10 protein-coding genes and 1 pseudogene are annotated in these 19,122 nt (G+C 63.8%); 9 read left to right on the top strand and 2 right to left on the bottom strand.

The window, feature by feature from the left end; translation table 11 throughout:
- Positions 1 to 119: 119 nt before the first annotated feature.
- The 4 genes and pseudogenes from N5A92_RS08870 to N5A92_RS08855 all read left to right on the top strand — a co-directional run.
- A complete protein-coding gene (locus N5A92_RS08870) occupies positions 120 to 956 on the top strand; it encodes a helix-turn-helix domain-containing protein (RefSeq protein ID WP_260901885.1) in 837 nt (278 codons plus the stop codon).
- A 354-nt stretch (positions 957 to 1,310) separates the two neighbouring features.
- Positions 1,311 to 5,636 carry a DUF6923 family protein gene (locus tag N5A92_RS08865; RefSeq protein WP_260901883.1) on the top strand — a complete coding sequence of 1,442 codons (4,326 nt, stop codon included), beginning with the start codon at positions 1,311 to 1,313 and terminating at the stop codon, positions 5,634 to 5,636.
- Positions 5,633 to 9,388, top strand: coding sequence for a TonB-dependent receptor (locus N5A92_RS08860; RefSeq protein WP_260901881.1), 3,756 nt, complete (start codon positions 5,633 to 5,635; stop codon positions 9,386 to 9,388). Before N5A92_RS08865 ends, N5A92_RS08860 begins: the two co-directional genes overlap by 4 nt.
- Before the next feature lie 244 nt (positions 9,389 to 9,632).
- A pseudogene (locus N5A92_RS08855) lies at positions 9,633 to 10,094 on the top strand (Rossmann-fold NAD(P)-binding domain-containing protein); the annotation flags it as partial.
- Positions 10,095 to 10,313: 219 nt separating this feature from the next.
- On the opposite strand, the gene N5A92_RS08850 reads toward N5A92_RS08855, so the two are convergent.
- Entirely contained in the window at positions 10,314 to 12,644 is a 2,331-nt protein-coding gene (locus tag N5A92_RS08850) for a ComEC/Rec2 family competence protein (RefSeq protein WP_260901880.1), read from the bottom strand.
- Positions 12,645 to 12,763: 119 nt separating this feature from the next.
- Here N5A92_RS08850 and gltX point away from each other — a divergent pair, with 119 nt between their 5' ends.
- Entirely contained in the window at positions 12,764 to 14,197 is a 1,434-nt protein-coding gene (gltX, locus tag N5A92_RS08845; protein ID WP_260901879.1) for a glutamate--tRNA ligase, read from the top strand.
- Positions 14,198 to 14,348: 151 nt separating this feature from the next.
- The gene (gltA, locus tag N5A92_RS08840; protein ID WP_260901877.1) at positions 14,349 to 15,638 is read left to right on the top strand and encodes a citrate synthase; all 1,290 of its coding nucleotides are present in this window, start codon (positions 14,349 to 14,351) and stop codon (positions 15,636 to 15,638) included.
- An 85-nt stretch (positions 15,639 to 15,723) separates the two neighbouring features.
- Here gltA and N5A92_RS08835 read toward each other — a convergent pair whose 3' ends face one another.
- Positions 15,724 to 16,323 (bottom strand): hypothetical protein, encoded by a 600-nt coding sequence (locus tag N5A92_RS08835; RefSeq protein WP_260901876.1) that lies wholly within the window; start codon positions 16,321 to 16,323, stop codon positions 15,724 to 15,726.
- A gap of 217 nt (positions 16,324 to 16,540) precedes the next feature.
- Between N5A92_RS08835 and N5A92_RS08830 the strand changes: the two genes are divergently transcribed.
- The 3 genes from N5A92_RS08830 (at position 16,541) to N5A92_RS08820 (ending at position 19,069) form a co-directional block, all read left to right on the top strand.
- Positions 16,541 to 16,813, top strand: coding sequence for a DUF4212 domain-containing protein (locus tag N5A92_RS08830; protein WP_260901875.1), 273 nt, complete (start codon positions 16,541 to 16,543; stop codon positions 16,811 to 16,813).
- A gap of 12 nt (positions 16,814 to 16,825) precedes the next feature.
- A complete protein-coding gene (locus tag N5A92_RS08825; RefSeq protein ID WP_260901873.1) occupies positions 16,826 to 18,637 on the top strand; it encodes a sodium:solute symporter family protein in 1,812 nt (603 codons plus the stop codon).
- Positions 18,638 to 18,712: 75 nt separating this feature from the next.
- Positions 18,713 to 19,069, top strand: a complete 357-nt coding sequence (locus tag N5A92_RS08820) for a hypothetical protein (RefSeq protein WP_260901871.1) — start codon at positions 18,713 to 18,715, stop codon at positions 19,067 to 19,069.
- Positions 19,070 to 19,122: the final 53 nt, after the last annotated feature.

Below are 19,122 nucleotides of genomic sequence, written 5' to 3'. Positions count from 1 at the left end.
GCCCCATACGGCAGTTGTTCTCGGCGCAGCTCTTCCGCCGGTCGCCGATGCTTGACGAGCTTGACGGCCTATCTCCTCGACACCCGGGAACGGCTCACCTCCTGGCGGGCCGCAGGATATTGGACATTGTTCCAGAAAACGCTGGTCCGCGGCTGGTAACCGCCAAGGGCGCGGCCGTCCACGCCATCCGCCCTCCCGGCTCGCAAACGTTCCTCCCCAGGAACCACGTGGCCACCGTGGTGCTGGCGCACTCACCTGCGACAACGACGAGATTCGGTGGCGGCGACCAGCACAGATATGACGCGTATACCGGTGTCCTCACCGTCATCCCGGCCGACGTGGAAGTCGAAATGGACTGGTCGACGGCCAGAGAGGAAGTGCTTGTCGCCTGGAAACCTGAAAGCCTCCACGAGATTGCGATAGAGGCGCTTGATTTGGGAAGCGCCGAGCTCCGGCCATCGAAGGGAAAGGTCGATCCACAGGCCCTGCATATGGCAGAGCTGCTGAAAGCGGAGCTGACGCGGGGAGAGCCGCCGAACGAGCCATATATTGAGTCCCTCATCGTGCTCCTCGGCATCCACGTTCTTCGCAACTATTCCAGCTTCAATATGCGGCCGGCACCACCAAAAGGCGGGCTGTCCGACTACGCCGCCAGAAGGGTGCAGGAATATGTGGAAGAGCACTTCACCCGTAAGCTATCAGTCGACGAGCTTGCCGCGGTGTGCGAGCTATCGCCCGGTCATTTCATACACGCCTTTTCCAAAACCTTCGGCCAGCCGCCGCACCGCTACCTGGTCAACCGACGCCTGGCCTTTGCCGAGAAACTGCTCCTCGATACGGAAATGACCATCGCCGAAGTGGCCTATCTGAGCGGCTTTTCCAGCCAGAGCCACCTGACCTCCGCCATGCGGAGCCACAAGCGAATCACCCCCGCCAGGATGCGAGCGAAGCGGTAGTATTTTCAAGTTTTACAAGAATTTATCCAGCAAAACACCGCACGTGTATACTATTCGCGCAGCTGTTTCGGCGGGTGAACGAACGGTGATGTATCGAATTTGCAACACCGCTTATATACCTAAAACTATTTCCGCATTTTTCTGAAACAATCGCAATTCTCTGAAATACCAATCCCCAAAACTGTGACCTCCTGATCGCATCGGAATTGTCCGCGTCGGGCAACTTCTGCCGAAGCATTTATGTAATGCGTTGGATTCTGAGGGGAATCTAACGTAATGCTTGGGCAGCGCGTCATTTTGACTGCGCAAAGAAGAAGACTCGCGCCTGGACTATTCGCATACGAGGGGTCGTCCATGTACAAGCCGGTCTTGTTCTTTGCCGCAGCACGCCGCTTCGCCGCCCATTGCCATCGCATGGCAGGCCCCGACGGGGTCGCATCACGGTCGCCCGGGTCCTGGCGCCGATATCCTCCCCATCTCATGCGAAACACCCTCGCCGGTCTTTTCATTCTGGCGTTCGGGTTTTCTCTCGGCACGACGGAAGAGGCCCGTGCCCAAGCGGGCCCCACCGTCTCTTGCACGACCGACGGGGCCATTTTCAACACGGCATACGATGCCTCGACCGGTGGCATGCTGACCTCGGGCACCGATGCCAACTGGGAAGTCGCCCTAACGACCACAGAGGTTACCGGCCCGCCGCCGGGGGGGCTGACTTATGCCGATGCCGTCGTCGTGGATGATCCACCTGCCGTCTATACGACGTCTCCCTTTGGCAACGCCAACTGGATCTCGCATAACACAACAGCCGTCCACCCCACGTCCGAGAACTACGACATCTTCTACCGTTACGAGTTCGACCTCGATCCCGGGGTCGACCCGTCGACGCTTGATCTGCAGATGACCTTTTTTGCGGACAACTCGGTTTACGAAATATGGGTGAACGGGGTCGCCCAGAACATCCAATCCGACTACGCCCCTGACGATCCGTATTTCTACAACGGATTCACGGCCGCCAACGGAGCCGACGGCTCCATGAACGGTGCCTGGCAGACCGGCCCCAACACCATCGTTGTCCATATAAAGTCCGGACCTGGTGCACAGGCGTTCATGGCGCAAATCCAGTCGACTGCCCTGTGCCAGCCAACGCTGACGCTGCAGAAGACTGTCGATAATACCGAAGGCGGCTCCGCCGGACCAAGCGACTTCACCCTGCGTGCGGAGGGTGAAGTAACCATTGAAGGCGTCATGGGAGACCCTGCGGTCACCGATGCCTCGATCCCGGCGGGCACCTACGCGCTCAGCGAATCCTACGATGTGCTCGGCTATGCCGCTTCCCAGTATAGCTGCTCGATCGATGGCGGGGCGGCGGCGGATGGCAATTCAGTGACGTTGGAGAACGGCCAAAGCGCCGTCTGCACGATCACCAACACGTTTTCGCCGTCCTTCGGCTCCTGCAGCCCCAGCATGTATCTGGCGCAGAACGTTCCGACGCAGCTCTTCCGCTTTGAAACCGCGTCGAACCCCTTCGTCGTCAACAACGTGGGGGATCCCTCGGAGAACCAGTACAACGGCATCGCCATGAACCCCATAGATAACTACATCTATGGGCTAGAGATCAACACCACCCCGCCGCAGTTGGCTCGCGTTGGCAGCGACGGCCGCGTGCAGGTACTGGGACCGATCAGCGGCTTTCCGAACGGCAGCGTTACCGGTGAGTTCGGTCCGGACGGGACGTTCTATTCGGTGACGGCCGGGCGGCTCTATACCGTCGATGTGACAACCAGAACGGCGACATCCGTTGCGTTGACGGGGGCCGCCACCCACGGCCCGGACCTGGCATGGCACAACGGGCTGCTCTACTCCGTCACCGGCACTGGCCTGCTCGTTACGATTAACCCGGGGTCGGGCTTTGTCGACACGGTCGGCGCCACCACCCTGCCCCAGAATGCCTTTGGCGGCATGTTCGGCGCCAGCAACGGCGTCTTCGGCTCGAACAACGTTGGCGGCTTCTACCGGTTCGACTTGGACACGGGCCGGGGAACGCTGATCTCGGACCTCCAGGGCTCTGGCCAGAACGATGGCGCCAAATGCGTCACAACGGCGCTGACCTTCCCGGCCGATGTCGCGATCGACAAGGATGACGGCAGCGAGACCTATACGGCGGGCGAGGACGTCGTCTACACGATCGTGGTCTCGAACAACGGTCCGTTCGGCGTGGCGGGCACGATGGTGAACGATCCTCTGCCGGACGGCATCACCGATGCGGAGTGGACCTGCGGCAGCCCGGTGAACGGTGGGTTCTGCACCGTTCCGAGCGGCACGGGCGCCATCGCCGACGTGCCGGTGGATCTGCCGGCGGGCGGCTCCGTCACCTTCACACTGACCATGAGCGTGCCGGCGGACTTCGAGGGCGATCTCGTCAACACTGCGACGGTCACCAACCCGCCCGACGTGCCGGACCCGGACCCAAGCAATAGCGAGGACACCGACACGAACACAGTGCCGGTGATCACAAAGCGCAAGGAGCTGGTGAGTGAAAGCGGGGAGCTGGACGGTGCTGCCGAGCCGGGCGAAACGCTGACCTATGAGATCACGCTTATCAACCCCTACGATTCGGCGCGCGGCAATTACCGGCTGATCGACGACTACGACGAAAACCTGATCGTGGTGGATGCCGCTGGCGGCACCGACGACGGTGACACCATCACCTGGACCGGGCTCACCGTTCCGGCGCATGACGGGACAAACCCGGGCGAGCTGGTGTTTACGGTTGAGTTCGAGGTCGTCGACCCGATCCCCGAAGGCGTGACCAATGTCCGCAATGTCATCTACGAGCCCGACGAGATCGTGGACTGCCGAGTGACGCCTGACCAATGCTACGAAATACCGGCCTCCGCGCGAATCCTGCGGCTGAAGGAACTGGTCGACGAAAGCGGCCTCACGGACGGCGTTGCCGAGCCGGGTGAGACGCTCACCTACCAGATCACTCTCACCAACACCGGCGGCCCGACGGACAGCTACGCCATCCAGGACCTGCTCGACGACAACACCGTCTTCGCGTCGGCCGACAATGGCGGTGCCCATTCGGGCGGCGATCCCGGCGGCGGAGTGGTGGACTGGACGGGACTGACCGTGCCGCCCCATGACGGCTCCGCCCCGGGGACGCTGGTGCTGACGGTGACGGCGCAGGTGGTCGACTCACTGTCCGACGATGTTACGCAGGTCGTGAACATCATCAAGCTGCCGGACGAAACGGAACTCCCCGAATGCCCATCGGACGACTGTGTGGGGGTGCCGTCGCAGGTGACTGGCCTCGAGCTGGTCAAGACGGGGACCTACGTCGACACCGACGACAACGGCTTTGCCAACGTCGGCGACACCATCGTCTACAGCTTCACGGTGACCAACACGGGCAACGTGCTGCTGGAGGAGGTGGTACCGAAGGATGCCGGCCCGAAGTTTAACGGCCAAGACCCCAATGGCGGCCTGTCGGATTTCGATCCGCTCTCGGCAACGCTGGAGCCGGGCGAGGAGATGGTCTTCGAGGCTACCTACGCTTTGACGCAGGCCGACATCGACAACGGCTCGGGCGTCGAGGACGGCGTCGAGAACACCGCGACGGCGATCGGTTACGCCAATGGCGACGAGGTCACCGGCACGGAGGTGGAATCGGAAGGTAGCGGGACGCTCCTGGGCCTGCCGTTTGCGCAGAGCAATATCTCCGTGGCCAAGATCGCCAATCTGCATGCCATCCGGCGCGGCGAACAGGCGCCATTCACGATCCGCGTGTCGAACCATGCGGCCTCGCGGGTGGGCGGGCTGACGGTGGTCGACACCATTCCGTCAGGCTTCCGCTACGTTGATGGCTCGGCGAGGTTGAACGGCGAGACGGTGGATCCGGAGGTTTCCGGCCGCACCGTGCGCTTCGAGGACCTGTCGCTCGAAGGCAACGGCGAGATCGAGATCCGGCTGAGGATGCTGGCCTTGAGCTCGGCGGGTCCGGGAGAGCACGTGAACCGGGCCACCGCGACGGACGCCGCCGGCACTCTTCTGGCGCCGGAAGCCCGCGCGGTGGTGGAGATCCTGGCCGAGCCGGTCTTCGACTGCGGCGACATCGTCGGCAAGGTGTTCGACGATGTGAACGGCAATGGCCACCAGGACGACGGTGAGCCGGGGCTGCCGGGGGTGCGGGTCGCCACGGTCAAGGGCTGGCTGATCACCACCGACGAGTATGGCCGCTTCCACGTGGCCTGCGCCGATCTGCCGGACAGCCGCATCGGCTCGAACTTCATCATGAAGCTCGACACCCGCACGCTGCCCACGGGTTACCGCATGACGACGGAGAACCCGCGCGTGGTGCGGCTGACCGCAGGCAAGCTGACAAAGCTGAATTTCGGTGCCTCGATCGGTCGCGTGGTGCGGCTGGATCTCAAGGAAGAGGCCTTCGTGCCGGGGCGGGCGGAGCTTTCCGAACGCTGGGCGGCGGGTATCGATGAGTTGATCGCGGTGCTGTCCGCCCAACAATCGGTGCTCAGGCTCTCCTACATCGACACCAGCACCGACACCAAGCTCGCCAACGAGCGCGTGAAGTACATGAAGGCGCTGATCGCCGAGCGCTGGGACGAGCGGCGACGAGCCTATCCCTTGAATATCGAGATACGTGTGGAGGCGGGGCAATGAGAACCTTTGCAACAGCTATGATCCTCGCCAGAAAGGCTCGAACGGACGAGCGGCGGCTTCTGCTGATGGCGGGCACGGCGCTGGCCGGCATCTTGCTGGCGGCTGGGCCGGCCATCGCCCAGGACGGGCGGACGGGCGGCAAGGTGCTCGCCGACAGCGCAGTGAGGCCGCTGCCGGTGGGTGAGAATACCGAAGCCGAAACGGCCGCCGACACACCGTCCATCCCCTTCATGATCAGCGTCGACGGGGCGACCGTCGACAGGAGCCCTGTCGAAGGAGGGCCAGAGGCGCTTGCGCCCGGCGAAGCCCGTCCTGAGCCTGTCGAAGGGGCCGCCCGGCCAGTGGACCGGCAGCGGCAGACGGATGTGAGCCTCTCCGCGGTCGACATCCAGGTGAAGTTCGACGGGCTCGACGCCGGGACAATGCTGAACGTCTCGACCATGCCGGTCGAGCGCACCTACAAGGCCGGCGAGACGGTGACCTTCCTGGCCACCACCAACTACCCGGCCTTCATCGAGCGGGCGGAAATCCGCATCTTCGAGGAAGACGGGCGCGACGCCCGGCCTCTGGCGGTGCTTCCTGTTGCCGTCAACGGCAGGGCCGACTGGGTCATGCCTCAGGCCGAGGAGGTCGACTTCTCCTACGTGCTGCGCGTGTATGACGCCAAGGGCCGCTATGACGAGACGGTGCCGCTGACGCTTCGCCGCTCGAGCCGCGACCTCCCCCGGCACACGGCTCAAGAAGCCACAGCACCAGGCTGGGGAGAGGACCGCACAGCCTTCCGCAACATCCCCGTCAATGGCGGGGCAGTGACCATCTATGGTCGCCACGTGCCGCCGGGTTATGCGGTTGAGGTCCTTGGTGAGACGATTCCCGTCGATCGCGACCAGGCCTTCGTCGTGCAGCGTATCCTGCCGGCGGGCGATCACGAGGTCGATGTCGCCGTCAAAGGCGCCTCCAAGACCGGCGGCCTGTCCTTCACCCGGGATATCAACATCCCCGACAATGACTGGTTCTACGTGGCGCTGGCGGACCTCACCGTCGGCAAACGCATGGGCGACAACCGCATCGAGGAGGTGCGGCCGGGCGAATATGATGAAGTCTACACAAAGGGCCGGCTGGCCTTCTATCTGAAGGGCAAGATCAAGGGCAAATACCTGCTGACGGCGGCTGCCGACACAGGCGAGGACGATCTCGACAGCCTGTGGCGTAACCTCGACAGCCAGGACCCGCGGCGCATCCTGCGCCGGCTCGACCCGGACGATTACTATCCCGTCTATGGCGACGATTCGACTTTTGTCGAGGACGCGCCGACCAAGGGCAAGTTCTACGTGCGGCTGGAGCGCGGCGACAGCCATGTCATGTGGGGCAATTACAAGACGGCCATCACCGGCACCGAGTTTCTGCGCTCCGAGCGGGCGCTCTATGGCGCCAACGCCGTCTACCGCTCCGAGGCAACCACCTCCTTCGGCGAGCGCCGGACCGAGGTGTCGGTCTATGCCGCCCAGCCCGACACGCTGCCGCAGCGCGAGGAGTTTCTGGGCACCGGCGGCTCGGCCTATTTCCTCAAGCGCCAGGACATCGTCGAGGGCTCCGAGACGGTGACGGTGGAGACCCGCGACGCGGTGACCGGCCGCGTTGTCCAGCGCCACACCCTGAGCTACGGCGAGGACTATTCCTTCGACTACATGCAGGGCGTCATCATCCTGCGCCGGCCGCTGACCTCCATGACCGGCACCAGCGGCCCGGTGCGCGATGGGGCGCTGGGCGGCAACAAGCTCTATCTGACGGTACAGTACGAGTTCGAGCCGGTGGCGGGCGACGTCGACGGCTATGTCTATGGCGGGCGCGCCCAGCATTGGATCAACGATAAGGTCCGCGTCGGCGTCACCGGCATGGATGAAAGCACCGGCCTGGCGGACCAGAGGGCTTATGGCGCCGATATCGCGTTGCGCCATTCCGAGCGCACCTACCTGTCGGCCGAGTTCGCCCGCTCCGAGGGGCCGGGCTTCAGCCTGTCGCAATCGACCGATGGCGGGCTGACCTGGGATGGCCGCTCCACGGATGATGCGTCCAACCGCAAGGCCTCGGCCTGGCGCGTCGAGGGCCAAGCGGCGCTTGACGAGCTCGGCGCCGGCGTGAAGGGCACGGTGGGCGGCTATTACGAGAAGAAGGAGGCGGGCTTTTCCACCCTCTTCGACCGCGCCACCGTCGACCGCCGCATCTGGGGCGCCCATGCCGATGTCGACGTCACGGAGGCCGTCGCCCTACAGCTTGCCTATGACGACCTGAAGGACGGCGATGGCCAAGTCCGACGCGACGGCACGGGCAGCGTCAGCTGGCAGTTCGACCAGCACTGGAAGGTCTCCTTCGGCGTCACCTATTCCGAGATCATGTCGCCGCGCGCCATCAATGCCGGCAAATCCGGCTATGACGGCAGTCGCGTCGACGCCGGCGCACGCGTCGACTACCGCATCGACGACGACCGCCTCGTCTACGCCTTCGCGCAAGGCACGGTTGACCGCAGCGGCGACATCGACCGCAACGACCGCGCGGGCGTCGGCGCGGAGTGGCAGCTCACCGACAGGGTCGGCCTGACCGGCGAGGTCTCCTACGGCACGCACGGCGTTGGCGCGCTGGCCGGCATTACCTACGACCCCACCGCCGACGACCACTATTATGTCGGCTATAGGCTCGACCCCGACCGCGCCTTCGATCTCGACCGCAACGACGATCTCTTCGGCTCCGACCGCGGCTCGATCGTCCTCGGCATACGCCGGCGCATGGGCGACCTCGTCTCGGCCTATTCCGAGAGCAACTACGACATGTACGGCCACCGCAAGTCGCTCACCCAGACCTACGGCGTCGTCTACACGCCGGACGCCCAGTGGACGGTCGACGGTGGACTGGAGGTCGGCCGCGTGCGTGACGACACGGTGGACGAGACGGGAACCGAGCGCGAGGACTTCGACCGCTACGCCCCCTCCCTCTCGCTTGGCTACAAGGACGAAGAGGCCGGCATCAACGCGCGCGTGCGCGGCGAGGTGCGCATCGAGCGCTCCGACAACGACACGCGCGATCAGAACACCTATCTCTTCGCCGCCGGCTTAGGCTGGAAGACCAATCCTGACTGGCGCCTCCTGGCCAATATCGATGCGGTTCTGTCGGATTCGAAGTCCACGGAAACCTCTTTCGCCGACACCGACTATGTCGAGGCCTCCGTCGGTTATGCCTACCGGCCGGTCGACAACGACCGCCTCAACGCGCTGTTCAAATACACCTGGCTCTACGACCTGCCCGGCAACAACCAGGTCATCAGCGGCTCGACCGGCGACGCCTACGCGCCGGCCCAGCGCAGCCACATCCTGTCGGTCGATGCCATCTACGACCTCACCCCGTGGCTGTCCGTCGGCGGCAAATACGGCTTCCGCTACGGCCAAGTGAAGTACCGCACCAGTGACGGCACCGGCACGACATTCCAGGAGGAATGGCAGAAATCCTCCGCCCATCTCGGCATCCTGCGCGCCGACCTGCACTTCGTGAAGAACTGGGATGTGCTCCTCGAAGGCCGTGTCCTCCACATGCCCGAGGCCGACACCACCGACTACGGCGCGCTCGCCGCCCTCTATCGTCACGTCGGCAACAACTTCAAGGTCGGCATCGGCTACAACTTCGGCCGCTTCTCCGATGACCTGCGCGACCTCACCCTCGACGACCAGGGCGTCTTCCTCAACGTCGTCGGCAAATTCTGACCGCAACTCCCCCCGCTGCTCCCTAGGGAGCGGTGGGGGATTTTTTTCGGGATCACAGGGTTGAGGCGCTGCCACCGGGCCGACTTAACTCGTCTCCACCACGTCGAAACGTGTCCGCGCCCTGCGTACGGCGTGATTGCGCAGCTCGACTGTTCGCCACCACCCGCGACCCGTCCAAGCTTGCCGATCTCGCGGCAAAGAGCGTGACGGTGCGCGCTGCAAGCTTGATGACCAGACGTCGCTGGTGAAGGTGTTTCGGGCGCCGACCGCGTGCTCATCATCCACAGACGCGCTCGACGAGCCGGGCAAGCGGATCAGACTGCACAAGACCGCAGTTGCCGCGGCCGTCGAAGCCGGTGTCGGTCACCTCGCCTACACCTCAATGCCTAAGCCCGAGCCCGGCAACTCCGTGCTCTTCGCCCCCGTCCATCACGGCACCGAGGAAGCCATCAAGGCCACCGGCCCCTACACGATCTTCCGCAACAGCTGGTGTCAAGAGAACCTGATGATGGCGTTGCCGCAGGGGCTCAAGACCGGCAAATGGTTCACCTCCGCCGGTGACGGCCGCAACGCGCATATTGCGCGCGACGATATCGCCCGCGCCATCGCCGCGGCGCTCGCCTCCGGCAGCAAAGAGAGCGTAACCTACCGTCTGACGGGCGCGGAAGCGCTGACCAATGCTGAGATCGCTGCTCTTGCGACAACGGTGACCGGCAGACCGATCGAGATGGTCAACCTGTCGGACGAGGCCCTTGCCGAAGGCATGAAGGCCGCCGGCGTGCCAGAAGCCTTCATCTCCGTCTCCTTCGACGCCAACACCTGCACCGGCGGCCTCGCCGAAGTCACGGGCGACGCCGAAAAGCTTTCCGGCATAAAGCCGCGGCCGCTGAAAAGCTTGTTTGAGGCGAACAAGGCGGCTCCTCGACTAGGATCCGGGTTCGTTGGGCGGCAGGCCTCGTGCCGCCCGCGACCAGGCGCGGTGAGCGTGCCAGGGCCGCCACGGCTCTTCAATGGAGAAGAGTATCTCCGCCGGCTCCCCCTCCTCGCGAAGATAGACCACGGCACTGCCCCGCCGCGCCAGTTCGCGCTTGGTGATTACGGGAACGTCGGCGCCGCAGGGATTTTTCGCGACGGCATCATCAAGAACGATTAGCGCGGCGGCGCCGCAGGCCGCGCGGGCGGCCGTCACTCCAGCGGCGTGGGCGATCACGGTGCCGCTGGAGTGTCGGGCGAGGCAGAGCCCGTCACCGCAGGAAAAACCCGCCTGGCTTGTAGCCGAGATATCTGGAAAGCCTTCCCCGCCCCCCGTCGGCTTGACAACCGCCTGCGCCTTCAAGGCCCGCGTCCAGCCCTCCATGGTGAAGCCGTTAGGCCGGGAGCGGTTGACGGCAAGCCGGCCATCCAGCCCGCGCAGGCCGACAAGCCGCGCATCCTCCGTCACGAGCACGTCTGGCAGTTGCCGCGTCGCGACGAAGCACAACCCCAAGACGATCAACGGCAGCGCAAGCAACCTTAACCGAGTAGTCGACACCACGAGAACGACGAGCGCGGCGGTGAGCGTCAGAAGGGCCGACAGCGGAATGAGCCCCACCGCGTCGATAGGTGTGTGGCTGGAAAACCACTCGGCGACGGCGATCACGACCGCGATGGCCTGACCCATCACTTTCAGGAATATACCGTCGAGGCCGAAAGGCATTGCCAGCATCGCCAGCACCGCCGCCGGCATAGCGAGGATCGACACAACGGGCATAGCGGCAAGGTTGGCCGGAAGCGCCAGCGGCGTCGCGCGCTGGAAGTGCCATATGCCGTAGAGCGCGGTGGCCGTGCCGGCGATGAGAGAGGTGGCGGCAAGGCCGAGCACAAAGGCGACGCCATATCGCGCGACGCGCGAAAGGATCCCTCCGGGCGGTGGTCCGGAGCGCGCGCGACGCTGGCGCCAATCCGTCCAGGCAGCATAGCCCGCAACGAGCGCGGCCGTGGCGGCAAATGACATCTGGAAGCTCGGGCCCACCACCTCATGCGGCGACAGGACGAGAATGATGAGGGCCGCAATGGCGACGTTGCGCATGGTGATGGCGGCGCGGTCGAAGATGAGGGCCGCCAGCATCACCGCCAACATGATGTAGCTGCGCTGCGCGGCCACCGCCGAGCCTGAGACAAACAGATAGAGCGTGCACATCAGAAGAGCTGCTACGGCGGCATATTTCTTTACCGCAAAACGCGAGGAAAAGCCGGGAAAGAGGGCCGCGCCAGCGCGCAGCATGAACATGATGGTGACGGCGACGAGCGCCATGTGCAGGCCGGAGATGGCCAGAATATGGGCGAGGCCAGCGCGGCGCAGCCACTCGTTTATCTCCTCCGGAATGCCGGCGCGGAAACCGGCGATCATAGCGACCGCGACCTCGCCTTCCACGCCCCCGACCTGGGCGCGAATGCGCTCGGCCAGTGCCCCGCGCGCCGTCTCCAGCCAGCGCGCCGGGCGGGCGGAGACGGGAAGCGGTTCGTCGAGCTCCACCCGCTCCGGCCCCGACATGAAGAAGCCGACCGCGCCAAGGCGGTTGAAATAGCTCGCGAATGAGAAATCGTAGGCGCCGGGCCGCACCGGCCCGGAGGGCGACATCAGACGCGTCAGCCCGGCGACGCCATCGCCGGGGCGCAGGTCCGGCGGAACCGCCCGTGCCGTCAACCTCACGCGCTTCGGCGGGTAGTGAAGACGCGGCCGCTCGGTCGCAAGCAGGTCGATGGTGAGCCGGATGCGGCCGCTCGATTGGTGCTCCAGGCGCACGAGCCGCCCGGTGATGCGGGTCGTCACGTCCGAGCCGACCATGGGCGTGGCCAACCGCGAGGTCTCCAGCTTCGCCACGGCAATGCCGAGCATGAAGACCAGAAAGGCGCCGAAGATGAGCGACAGGGCGGCCCTAGTGCGTAACAGCCAGGTCGATATGGCCAGGAACGCCACCGGGAGCGCGAGCGCCAACCAGCCGGGCTCGCGGGAGAGCGCGAAATAAAAAGCTGCGCCTGCCGCCATCAGCACCGGCAGGCAAAGGAAGGTGGCACCGCGCGCCGCCTCGCTCGCCAAGGCTTGGGAGAGGCGAACGGCAGACAGTTGCCTCACCAGGATGGCCGAGGGCCCCGCGGCAACGTTTGGCGCCGGTGCGCTCCCAGCGGCAGGCAATATGGAACTCCCCGGCGCGACGGCAGCCGGCAGAAACTGTGTGCGTTCGCCCTCGGCGACGGCTGCTTTTTCGCCCCCCATGCCTGTTCTTCTCCACAGGCTTGCACCCCAACCCGGCTATGCTACATGACGGGCAGCCAATTTCCACCCGCGCGAACCGCCACCCGTCGGACCGCGCGCACAACGCCCCCGGAAGAATAATGCCGAAACCCGTCATCACCCGCTTTGCGCCCTCGCCCACCGGCTTCCTGCATATCGGTGGCGCGCGCACCGCGCTCTTCAACTGGCTCTATGCCCGCCACACCGGCGGCAAGATGCTGTTGCGCATTGAGGATACGGACCGCCAGCGCTCGACCGAGGAAGCGACCGCGGCAATCCTCGACGGGCTGAAGTGGCTGGGGCTTGAGTGGGACGGGGAGCCGATCTCGCAATTCGCCCGCGCCGACCGCCATCGGCAGGTGGCCGAAGAACTGGTGACCAAGGGTGAGGCCTATCACTGCTACGCCACCGCGGAGGAGATCGAGGCGATGCGCGAGAAGGCGCGTGCGGAGGGCCGGCCGCCGCGCTATGACGGCACATGGCGTGATCGCGATCCCAGAGAGGCGCCAGAAGGCGTAAGGCCCGTTGTCCGCATCAAGGCCCCACGCGAAGGCGAGACGGTCATTCACGATCGCGTGCAGGGCGAGGTGCGCTTTCCCAACAAGGACCTCGACGATTTCATCATCCTGCGCTCCGACGGCTCGCCTACCTACATGCATGCCGTGGTTGTGGACGACCACGACATGGGCGTCACCCACATCATCCGCGGCGACGACCACCTCACCAATGCCGCCCGCCAGGCCTTGATCTACAAGGCCATGGGCTGGGAAGTGCCGGTGATGGCGCATGTGCCGCTAATCCACGGACCGGACGGAAGCAAGCTTTCCAAGCGCCACGGGGCGCTGGGCGTCGAAGCCTACCGCGCCATGGGTTATCTGCCGACGGCCCTGTGCAACTATCTCGCCCGCCTCGGCTGGAGCCACGGCGACGACGAGGTGATGTCGATCGATCAGATGGTCGAATGGTTCGAGCTTGAGGACATCAACAAAGGGGCCGCGCGCTTCGACTTTCAGAAGCTGGAGGCGCTGAACGGCATTCATATGCGCCAGACCGATGACGACACGCTGCTCGGCATGTTCGTCTCCACCCTGCCTCATCTGGAAGGCGGACAGGGACTGCTCGACCGCCTCGACGACAAGCGCAAGGTGCAGCTCCGCGCCGCCCTGCCCGGCCTCAAGGAACGGGCCAAGACGCTTGTCGAACTGGCCGACGGCGCGGGCTTTCTCTTTGCCGAACGGCCGCTTTCGCCCGACGAGAAGGCGGCAGCGCTGCTCGATGACGAGGCGCGCGCCACGCTGGCCGCGCTGGCCGAGGATCTCTCCGCCGTGACGGATTGGGCGGCCGAGACGACCGAAGCCGCAGTGAGGGCGTTCGCGGAAAGGACCGACCGCAAGCTCGGCAAGGTGGCTCAGCCGCTGCGCGCCGCGCTCACCGGGCGCACCACATCTCCCGGCATCTTCGATGTGCTGGCGGTTCTGGGCCGCGAAGAAGCGCTTGCCCGCATCGGCGATCAGGCGAAGCAGACAACGGCATAATTGCTCATGCTGCAGCGCGACATTCGCCCTTGTCAAGCTTGGCACGCCGGGGCAAATGCGCTAGCTAGGTGCCACCCTGGCGGCGGTTGAGCGTCATCCTTATGGCGACACGACTCCTGCCCCAAGTTTCAAGAACAGAGAGGTGATTGCCATGGCCAATTCGACTGCGAAACTGGAACTTGGTGGCGAGAACCGCGAATACGAGGTCCTGGAAGGCAGCGTCGGCCCCGACGTCATCAACATTGCCTCGCTCTACAGGGACACCGGGATGTTCACCTACGATCCCGGCTTTACGTCCACGGCGAGCTGCGAATCCAAGATCACCTATATCGACGGTGACGAGGGCACGCTGTTGCACCGCGGCTACCCAATCGAGCAGCTCGCCGACCACGGTGACTTTCTGGAGGTGTGCTATCTGCTGCTTTACGGCGAACTGCCCACCAAAGCACAGAAGGAAGACTTCGACTACCGCGTGACGCGGCACACCATGCTCCACGAGCAGATGTCGCGCTTCTTCACCGGCTTCCGCCGCGACGCCCATCCGATGGCCGTCATGTGCGGCATGGTCGGGGCTCTGTCGGCATTCTATCACGATTCCACGGACATCTCAGACCCGCACCAGCGCATGGTCGCCTCGATCCGTATGATCGCCAAGATGCCGACCATCGCGGCGATGGCTTATAAATATCATATCGGCCAGCCCTTCATTTACCCGCGCAACGAACTTTCCTATGCGGCCAACTTCCTGCACATGTGCTTTGCAGTGCCGTGCGAGGAGTACCACGTGAACCCGGTGCTGGCGCGGGCGATGGACCGCATCTTCATCCTGCATGCCGATCATGAGCAGAACGCCTCGACCTCGACGGTCCGGCTCGCCGGCTCCTCGGGCGCCAACCCCTTCGCCTGCATCGCCGCCGGTATCGCCTGCCTGTGGGGGCCGGCCCATGGCGGCGCCAACGAGGCGGCGCTCAATATGCTTGCCGAGATCGGCACGGTTGACCGTATTCCGGAGTATATCGACCGGGCCAAGGACCGCGACGACCCCTTCCGCCTGATGGGCTTCGGCCACCGCGTCTACAAGAACTACGACCCGCGCGCCAAGATCATGCAGAAGACGACCCACGAGGTCCTCGGCGAACTGGGTATCAAGGACGATCCGCAGCTGGATGTGGCGCTGGAGCTCGAGCGCATCGCGCTGACCGACGAGTATTTCATCGAAAAGAAGCTCTATCCGAATATTGACTTCTATTCCGGCATCACGCTTAGGGCGCTGGGCTTCCCGACCACCATGTTCACCGTGCTTTTCGCGCTGGCGCGCACGGTCGGCTGGATTGCTCAATGGAAGGAGATGATCGAGGATCCGAACCAGAAGATCGGTCGCCCGCGTCAGCTCTACACCGGCGCCACTCAGCGCGACTATGTGCCGATCGCCAACCGGTGAGGCGGCTGTTTATGGAAAAAGAACCTCCGCTTTATGTGAAAGCGGAGGTTTTTCATTCAATCACTAACCTTTTTTGGACCCCACATCAGTCGAAACCGATGGTATGGAAGTCTCCCGCGATCGCTGCGGGCAGCGATCGCTTACGGAAGTCGCGAACGATCTCGGCCCAGGCGAAACGGATCGAGTTTTCAACGATCTCGCGGTCATAGCGCTTCAGCGTTTCGTCGATGGGAGCCCAGTGATAGAGCGCCTTGGGGCTTTCGGTGAAACAGTCGCCGCCGGCTGCCAAATTCTCCCAATGCGCCTTTTCGAGCCTCTCGGAAAAGGAGGAGCGCCACGCGGCCAGCATCGCCTCGTCCTTGAGGTCGTCGCGGTTTGCCGCAAGCCCCGCCTCATAACATTGAAGCGCGAGCCTGCGTCCCGCCTCATCCTCCAGTCCCCCCGCCGCCACGACACGCGCCACCGTATGGACAGCGATGTCCGATAGGCAGGCGGCAAAGACATGGCGTTTGGCGACGTTGATGGATTCCACGAAGACATCGTCCTCGAACATTGAGGGATATCGGGTGCCCATACGCGCCTTGAGATAGCCATAGAGCTTCTTCTGCGCCACGAAGGCCGCCCGCGTGTGGACGAAACGGGCCAGCGCTTCGACCGTGTCGATGGGGCCAGTCTCGCGCCGCACGCGAAACCGCTGGGCTGCCTGGCGAACAAGTACAGTAGCCCGGTGCCAGAAGGAGTCGGCGGCAGAAGAGGTGTTTTCACTTACGACCAATGTTGAATTCCATTTATCCGGCGAATGGCCAACACTTAGAGGGTGCCATTGTGGTTGCGATTCGCTTCGCGGGCAATGGTGTGGAGCAGCGACTTTAGTCGCTGCAGTTCGCAGGGAGGAGGACAGCATGTCCGCTGAAAGCACAACGACAGATGTGCGAGACCGCTATTGGCAGAAAACCAGGAACTTGACGATTCTGGTCCTGGCCCTGTGGGTGTTCTTCGCGCTGATCATCCCGACGCTGGTCGGATCACTTAACAATGTCACGTTCCTCGGCTTCCCGCTCGGTTTCTACATGATCGCGCAGGGCTCGCTGATCGCGTTCGTCGTTCTGATCTGGTTCCAGAATTGGCGGCAGGATTCGATCGACGACGAATTCGGCTTCGGCGAGGAAGAGTAAGGGGGGACCGACATGGCTCTTATCCAAGGACGATTCCTGGACAATATCGGCCGCGTCTACGGAATCTACACGGGCGGCTTCATCGCCTTCATCATTCTCATGGCGATCCTGGAACAGCTGGGCGTCGGCGCCAACACGATCGGCATCCTGTTCGTCGCCTTCACCATCGCCATCTATGCGCTGATCGGCTGGCTGTCGCGCACCATGGAGGTGGATGCCTACTACGTGGCCGGGCGCCAGGTGCCCGCCGTCTATAACGGTATGGCGACCGCCGCCGACTGGATGTCGGGCGCCTCGTTCGTGGCACTTGCCGGCGGCGTCTATTTCGGCGGCTACGGCTACATGGCCTTCATCATCGGCTGGACGGGCGGCTACGTGCTCGTCAACTCGCTGATGGCGCCTTATTTGCGCAAGTTCGGCTGCTACACGGTGCCCGATTACATCGGCACCCGCTACGGCGGCAATCTGGCGCGCTTCTGTGCCGTCATCGTGCTGGTCGTCGCCTCCTTCACCTATGTGACAGCACAGATCAACGCCACGGGGACCATTGCCGCGCGCGCGCTGCACATTCCCTTCTCCGTCGGCGTCTGGTTCGGCCTTCTTGGCATCCTTTTGTGCTCGATGCTGGGTGGCATGCGAGCCGTCACTTGGACGCAGGTTGCACAGTATATCGTGCTGATCATAGCCTATCTGGTGCCGGTTATCTGGATGTCCAACGTGCAGGGCTTCGGCATCATCCCACACTTCACCTATGGCGAGGCCGCTTCCACCATGGCGCAGCTCGAGGCGCAGTACGGGCTCAACCAGCCGGCCGAGCCCATCGCTGGCCTATCAGTGCTGACGACGCCGCATACCGGACCCTTCGGTGAGCTAGCCGAATGGAAGTTCGTGACACTGGCGCTGGTCATGATGTGCGGGACCGCTTCGCTGCCGCACATCCTAATGCGTTATTTCACGACGCCTTCCGTACGTTCGGCACGTCGGTCGGTTGCCTGGTCGCTCCTGTTCATCTTCCTGCTGTACTTCACGGCGCCGGCACTCGCCACGCTCACCAAGCTGCAGCTTCTCGACCCGAGCCTGCCGACGGCCATCATCGGCAAGTCGTTCGACGAGGTGGCATCGCTCGCCTGGATCCAGAACTGGCAGAGCGTCGGCTTCCTGGCTATTGCCGACCAAAACGCTGACGGCATCCTTCAGCTCAACGAGTTCTTCATGCGGCCGGACATTGTCGTCCTGGCCACGCCTGAGATCGCCGGTCTTCCGTACGTGATTTCCGGTCTCGTTGCCGCAGGCGGCATGGCGGCTGCCATGTCGACGGCCGACGGCCTGCTGCTGGCCATCGCCAACGCACTCAGCCACGATCTTTATTACAAGATGATCGACCCGAAGGCCGACACCTCGATCCGGCTGATCGTTGCCCGTGTACTGCTGGTAGGCATCGGTGCGCTCGCCGCCCTGATCGCCTCACTGCAGCTCACCGGCATCCTGGGAGCGGTTGCATGGGCCTTCTGCTTCGCAGCTTCAGGCCTGTTCTTCCCGCTCGTGCTCGGCGTCTGGTGGAGTCGGGCGAACAGGCAAGGAGCGATTGCCGGCATGATCGCAGGCTTCGTGGCCGGCTCCGCCTACCTCTACTACGTCTACACCGGCGGCACGCCGATCCTCGGCCTTGATGACCTGCGCTTCGGCATCGTCGGCATGGCTGCCAGCCTGGTTGCCATGGTCGTCGTTACGCTGCTCACGCCAGCCCCCGACGAGGAGATCCAGCGGATGGTCGAGGATACGCGCGTTCCCGTCGGACCACCAATCCTCGCCGCCAAGCACTAAGCGGGCTTGCCAAAATCATCAGGGGCGGGACATTCTCCCGCCCCTGAACGTGTGTCGAGGGGGGAACTCATATCCATGCAGCAAACGCTGGCCGCCTTTCCGATCTGGGTGATCGTCATCGACTATGTGCTGGGCGTTGTCATGTGGACGCTGATCGGGCGGGCGGCGATGAACATCTTCCTTCCGGAAGATTCAAGCTTCTTCTTCATGCGTTTCTTCGTACGCGCAACCAATCCGCTCCTGCGCCTTTTCGCGCCGATCACACCGGGCTTCCTGATCGACTTCCTGGTGCCGGTCTATGTGGCGTGGTTCTTCTTCATGATCCGCTTCTACCTGATGCCGTGGCTCCTCGGCTATTCGGTCATGGGCATGCTTTCCTTCCCGCTGGAAAGCGAGATTGCCGCAATGCTCTACCAGGCATTCGGGCGGTAGGCGGAGGGGTGATTGGCGAGTAGCGAATAGCGGGCTGCAGGTCAGCCTCCCCT

The sequence above is a fragment of the Chelativorans salis genome, assembly GCF_025336525.1.
Classification (GTDB): Bacteria; Pseudomonadota; Alphaproteobacteria; order Rhizobiales; family Rhizobiaceae; genus Chelativorans; species Chelativorans salis.
Note: the sequence above shows the minus strand (reverse complement) of the source record. Positions and strands in the feature narration are given on the sequence as shown.

Excerpts from the sequence above, each read along its gene's own strand:
- N5A92_RS08850 (WP_260901880.1), bottom strand. The coding sequence starts at position 12,644 with ATGGGGGGCGAAAAAGCAGCCGTCGCCGAGGGCGAACGCACACAGTTT.
- N5A92_RS08860 (WP_260901881.1), top strand. The coding sequence starts at position 5,633 with ATGAGAACCTTTGCAACAGCTATGATCCTCGCCAGAAAGGCTCGAACG.
- gltA (WP_260901877.1), top strand. The coding sequence starts at position 14,349 with ATGGCCAATTCGACTGCGAAACTGGAACTTGGTGGCGAGAACCGCGAA.
- N5A92_RS08820 (WP_260901871.1), top strand. The coding sequence starts at position 18,713 with ATGCAGCAAACGCTGGCCGCCTTTCCGATCTGGGTGATCGTCATCGAC.
- gltX (WP_260901879.1), top strand. The coding sequence starts at position 12,764 with ATGCCGAAACCCGTCATCACCCGCTTTGCGCCCTCGCCCACCGGCTTC.
- N5A92_RS08865 (WP_260901883.1), top strand. The coding sequence starts at position 1,311 with ATGTACAAGCCGGTCTTGTTCTTTGCCGCAGCACGCCGCTTCGCCGCC.
- N5A92_RS08825 (WP_260901873.1), top strand. The coding sequence starts at position 16,826 with ATGGCTCTTATCCAAGGACGATTCCTGGACAATATCGGCCGCGTCTAC.
- N5A92_RS08830 (WP_260901875.1), top strand. The coding sequence starts at position 16,541 with ATGTCCGCTGAAAGCACAACGACAGATGTGCGAGACCGCTATTGGCAG.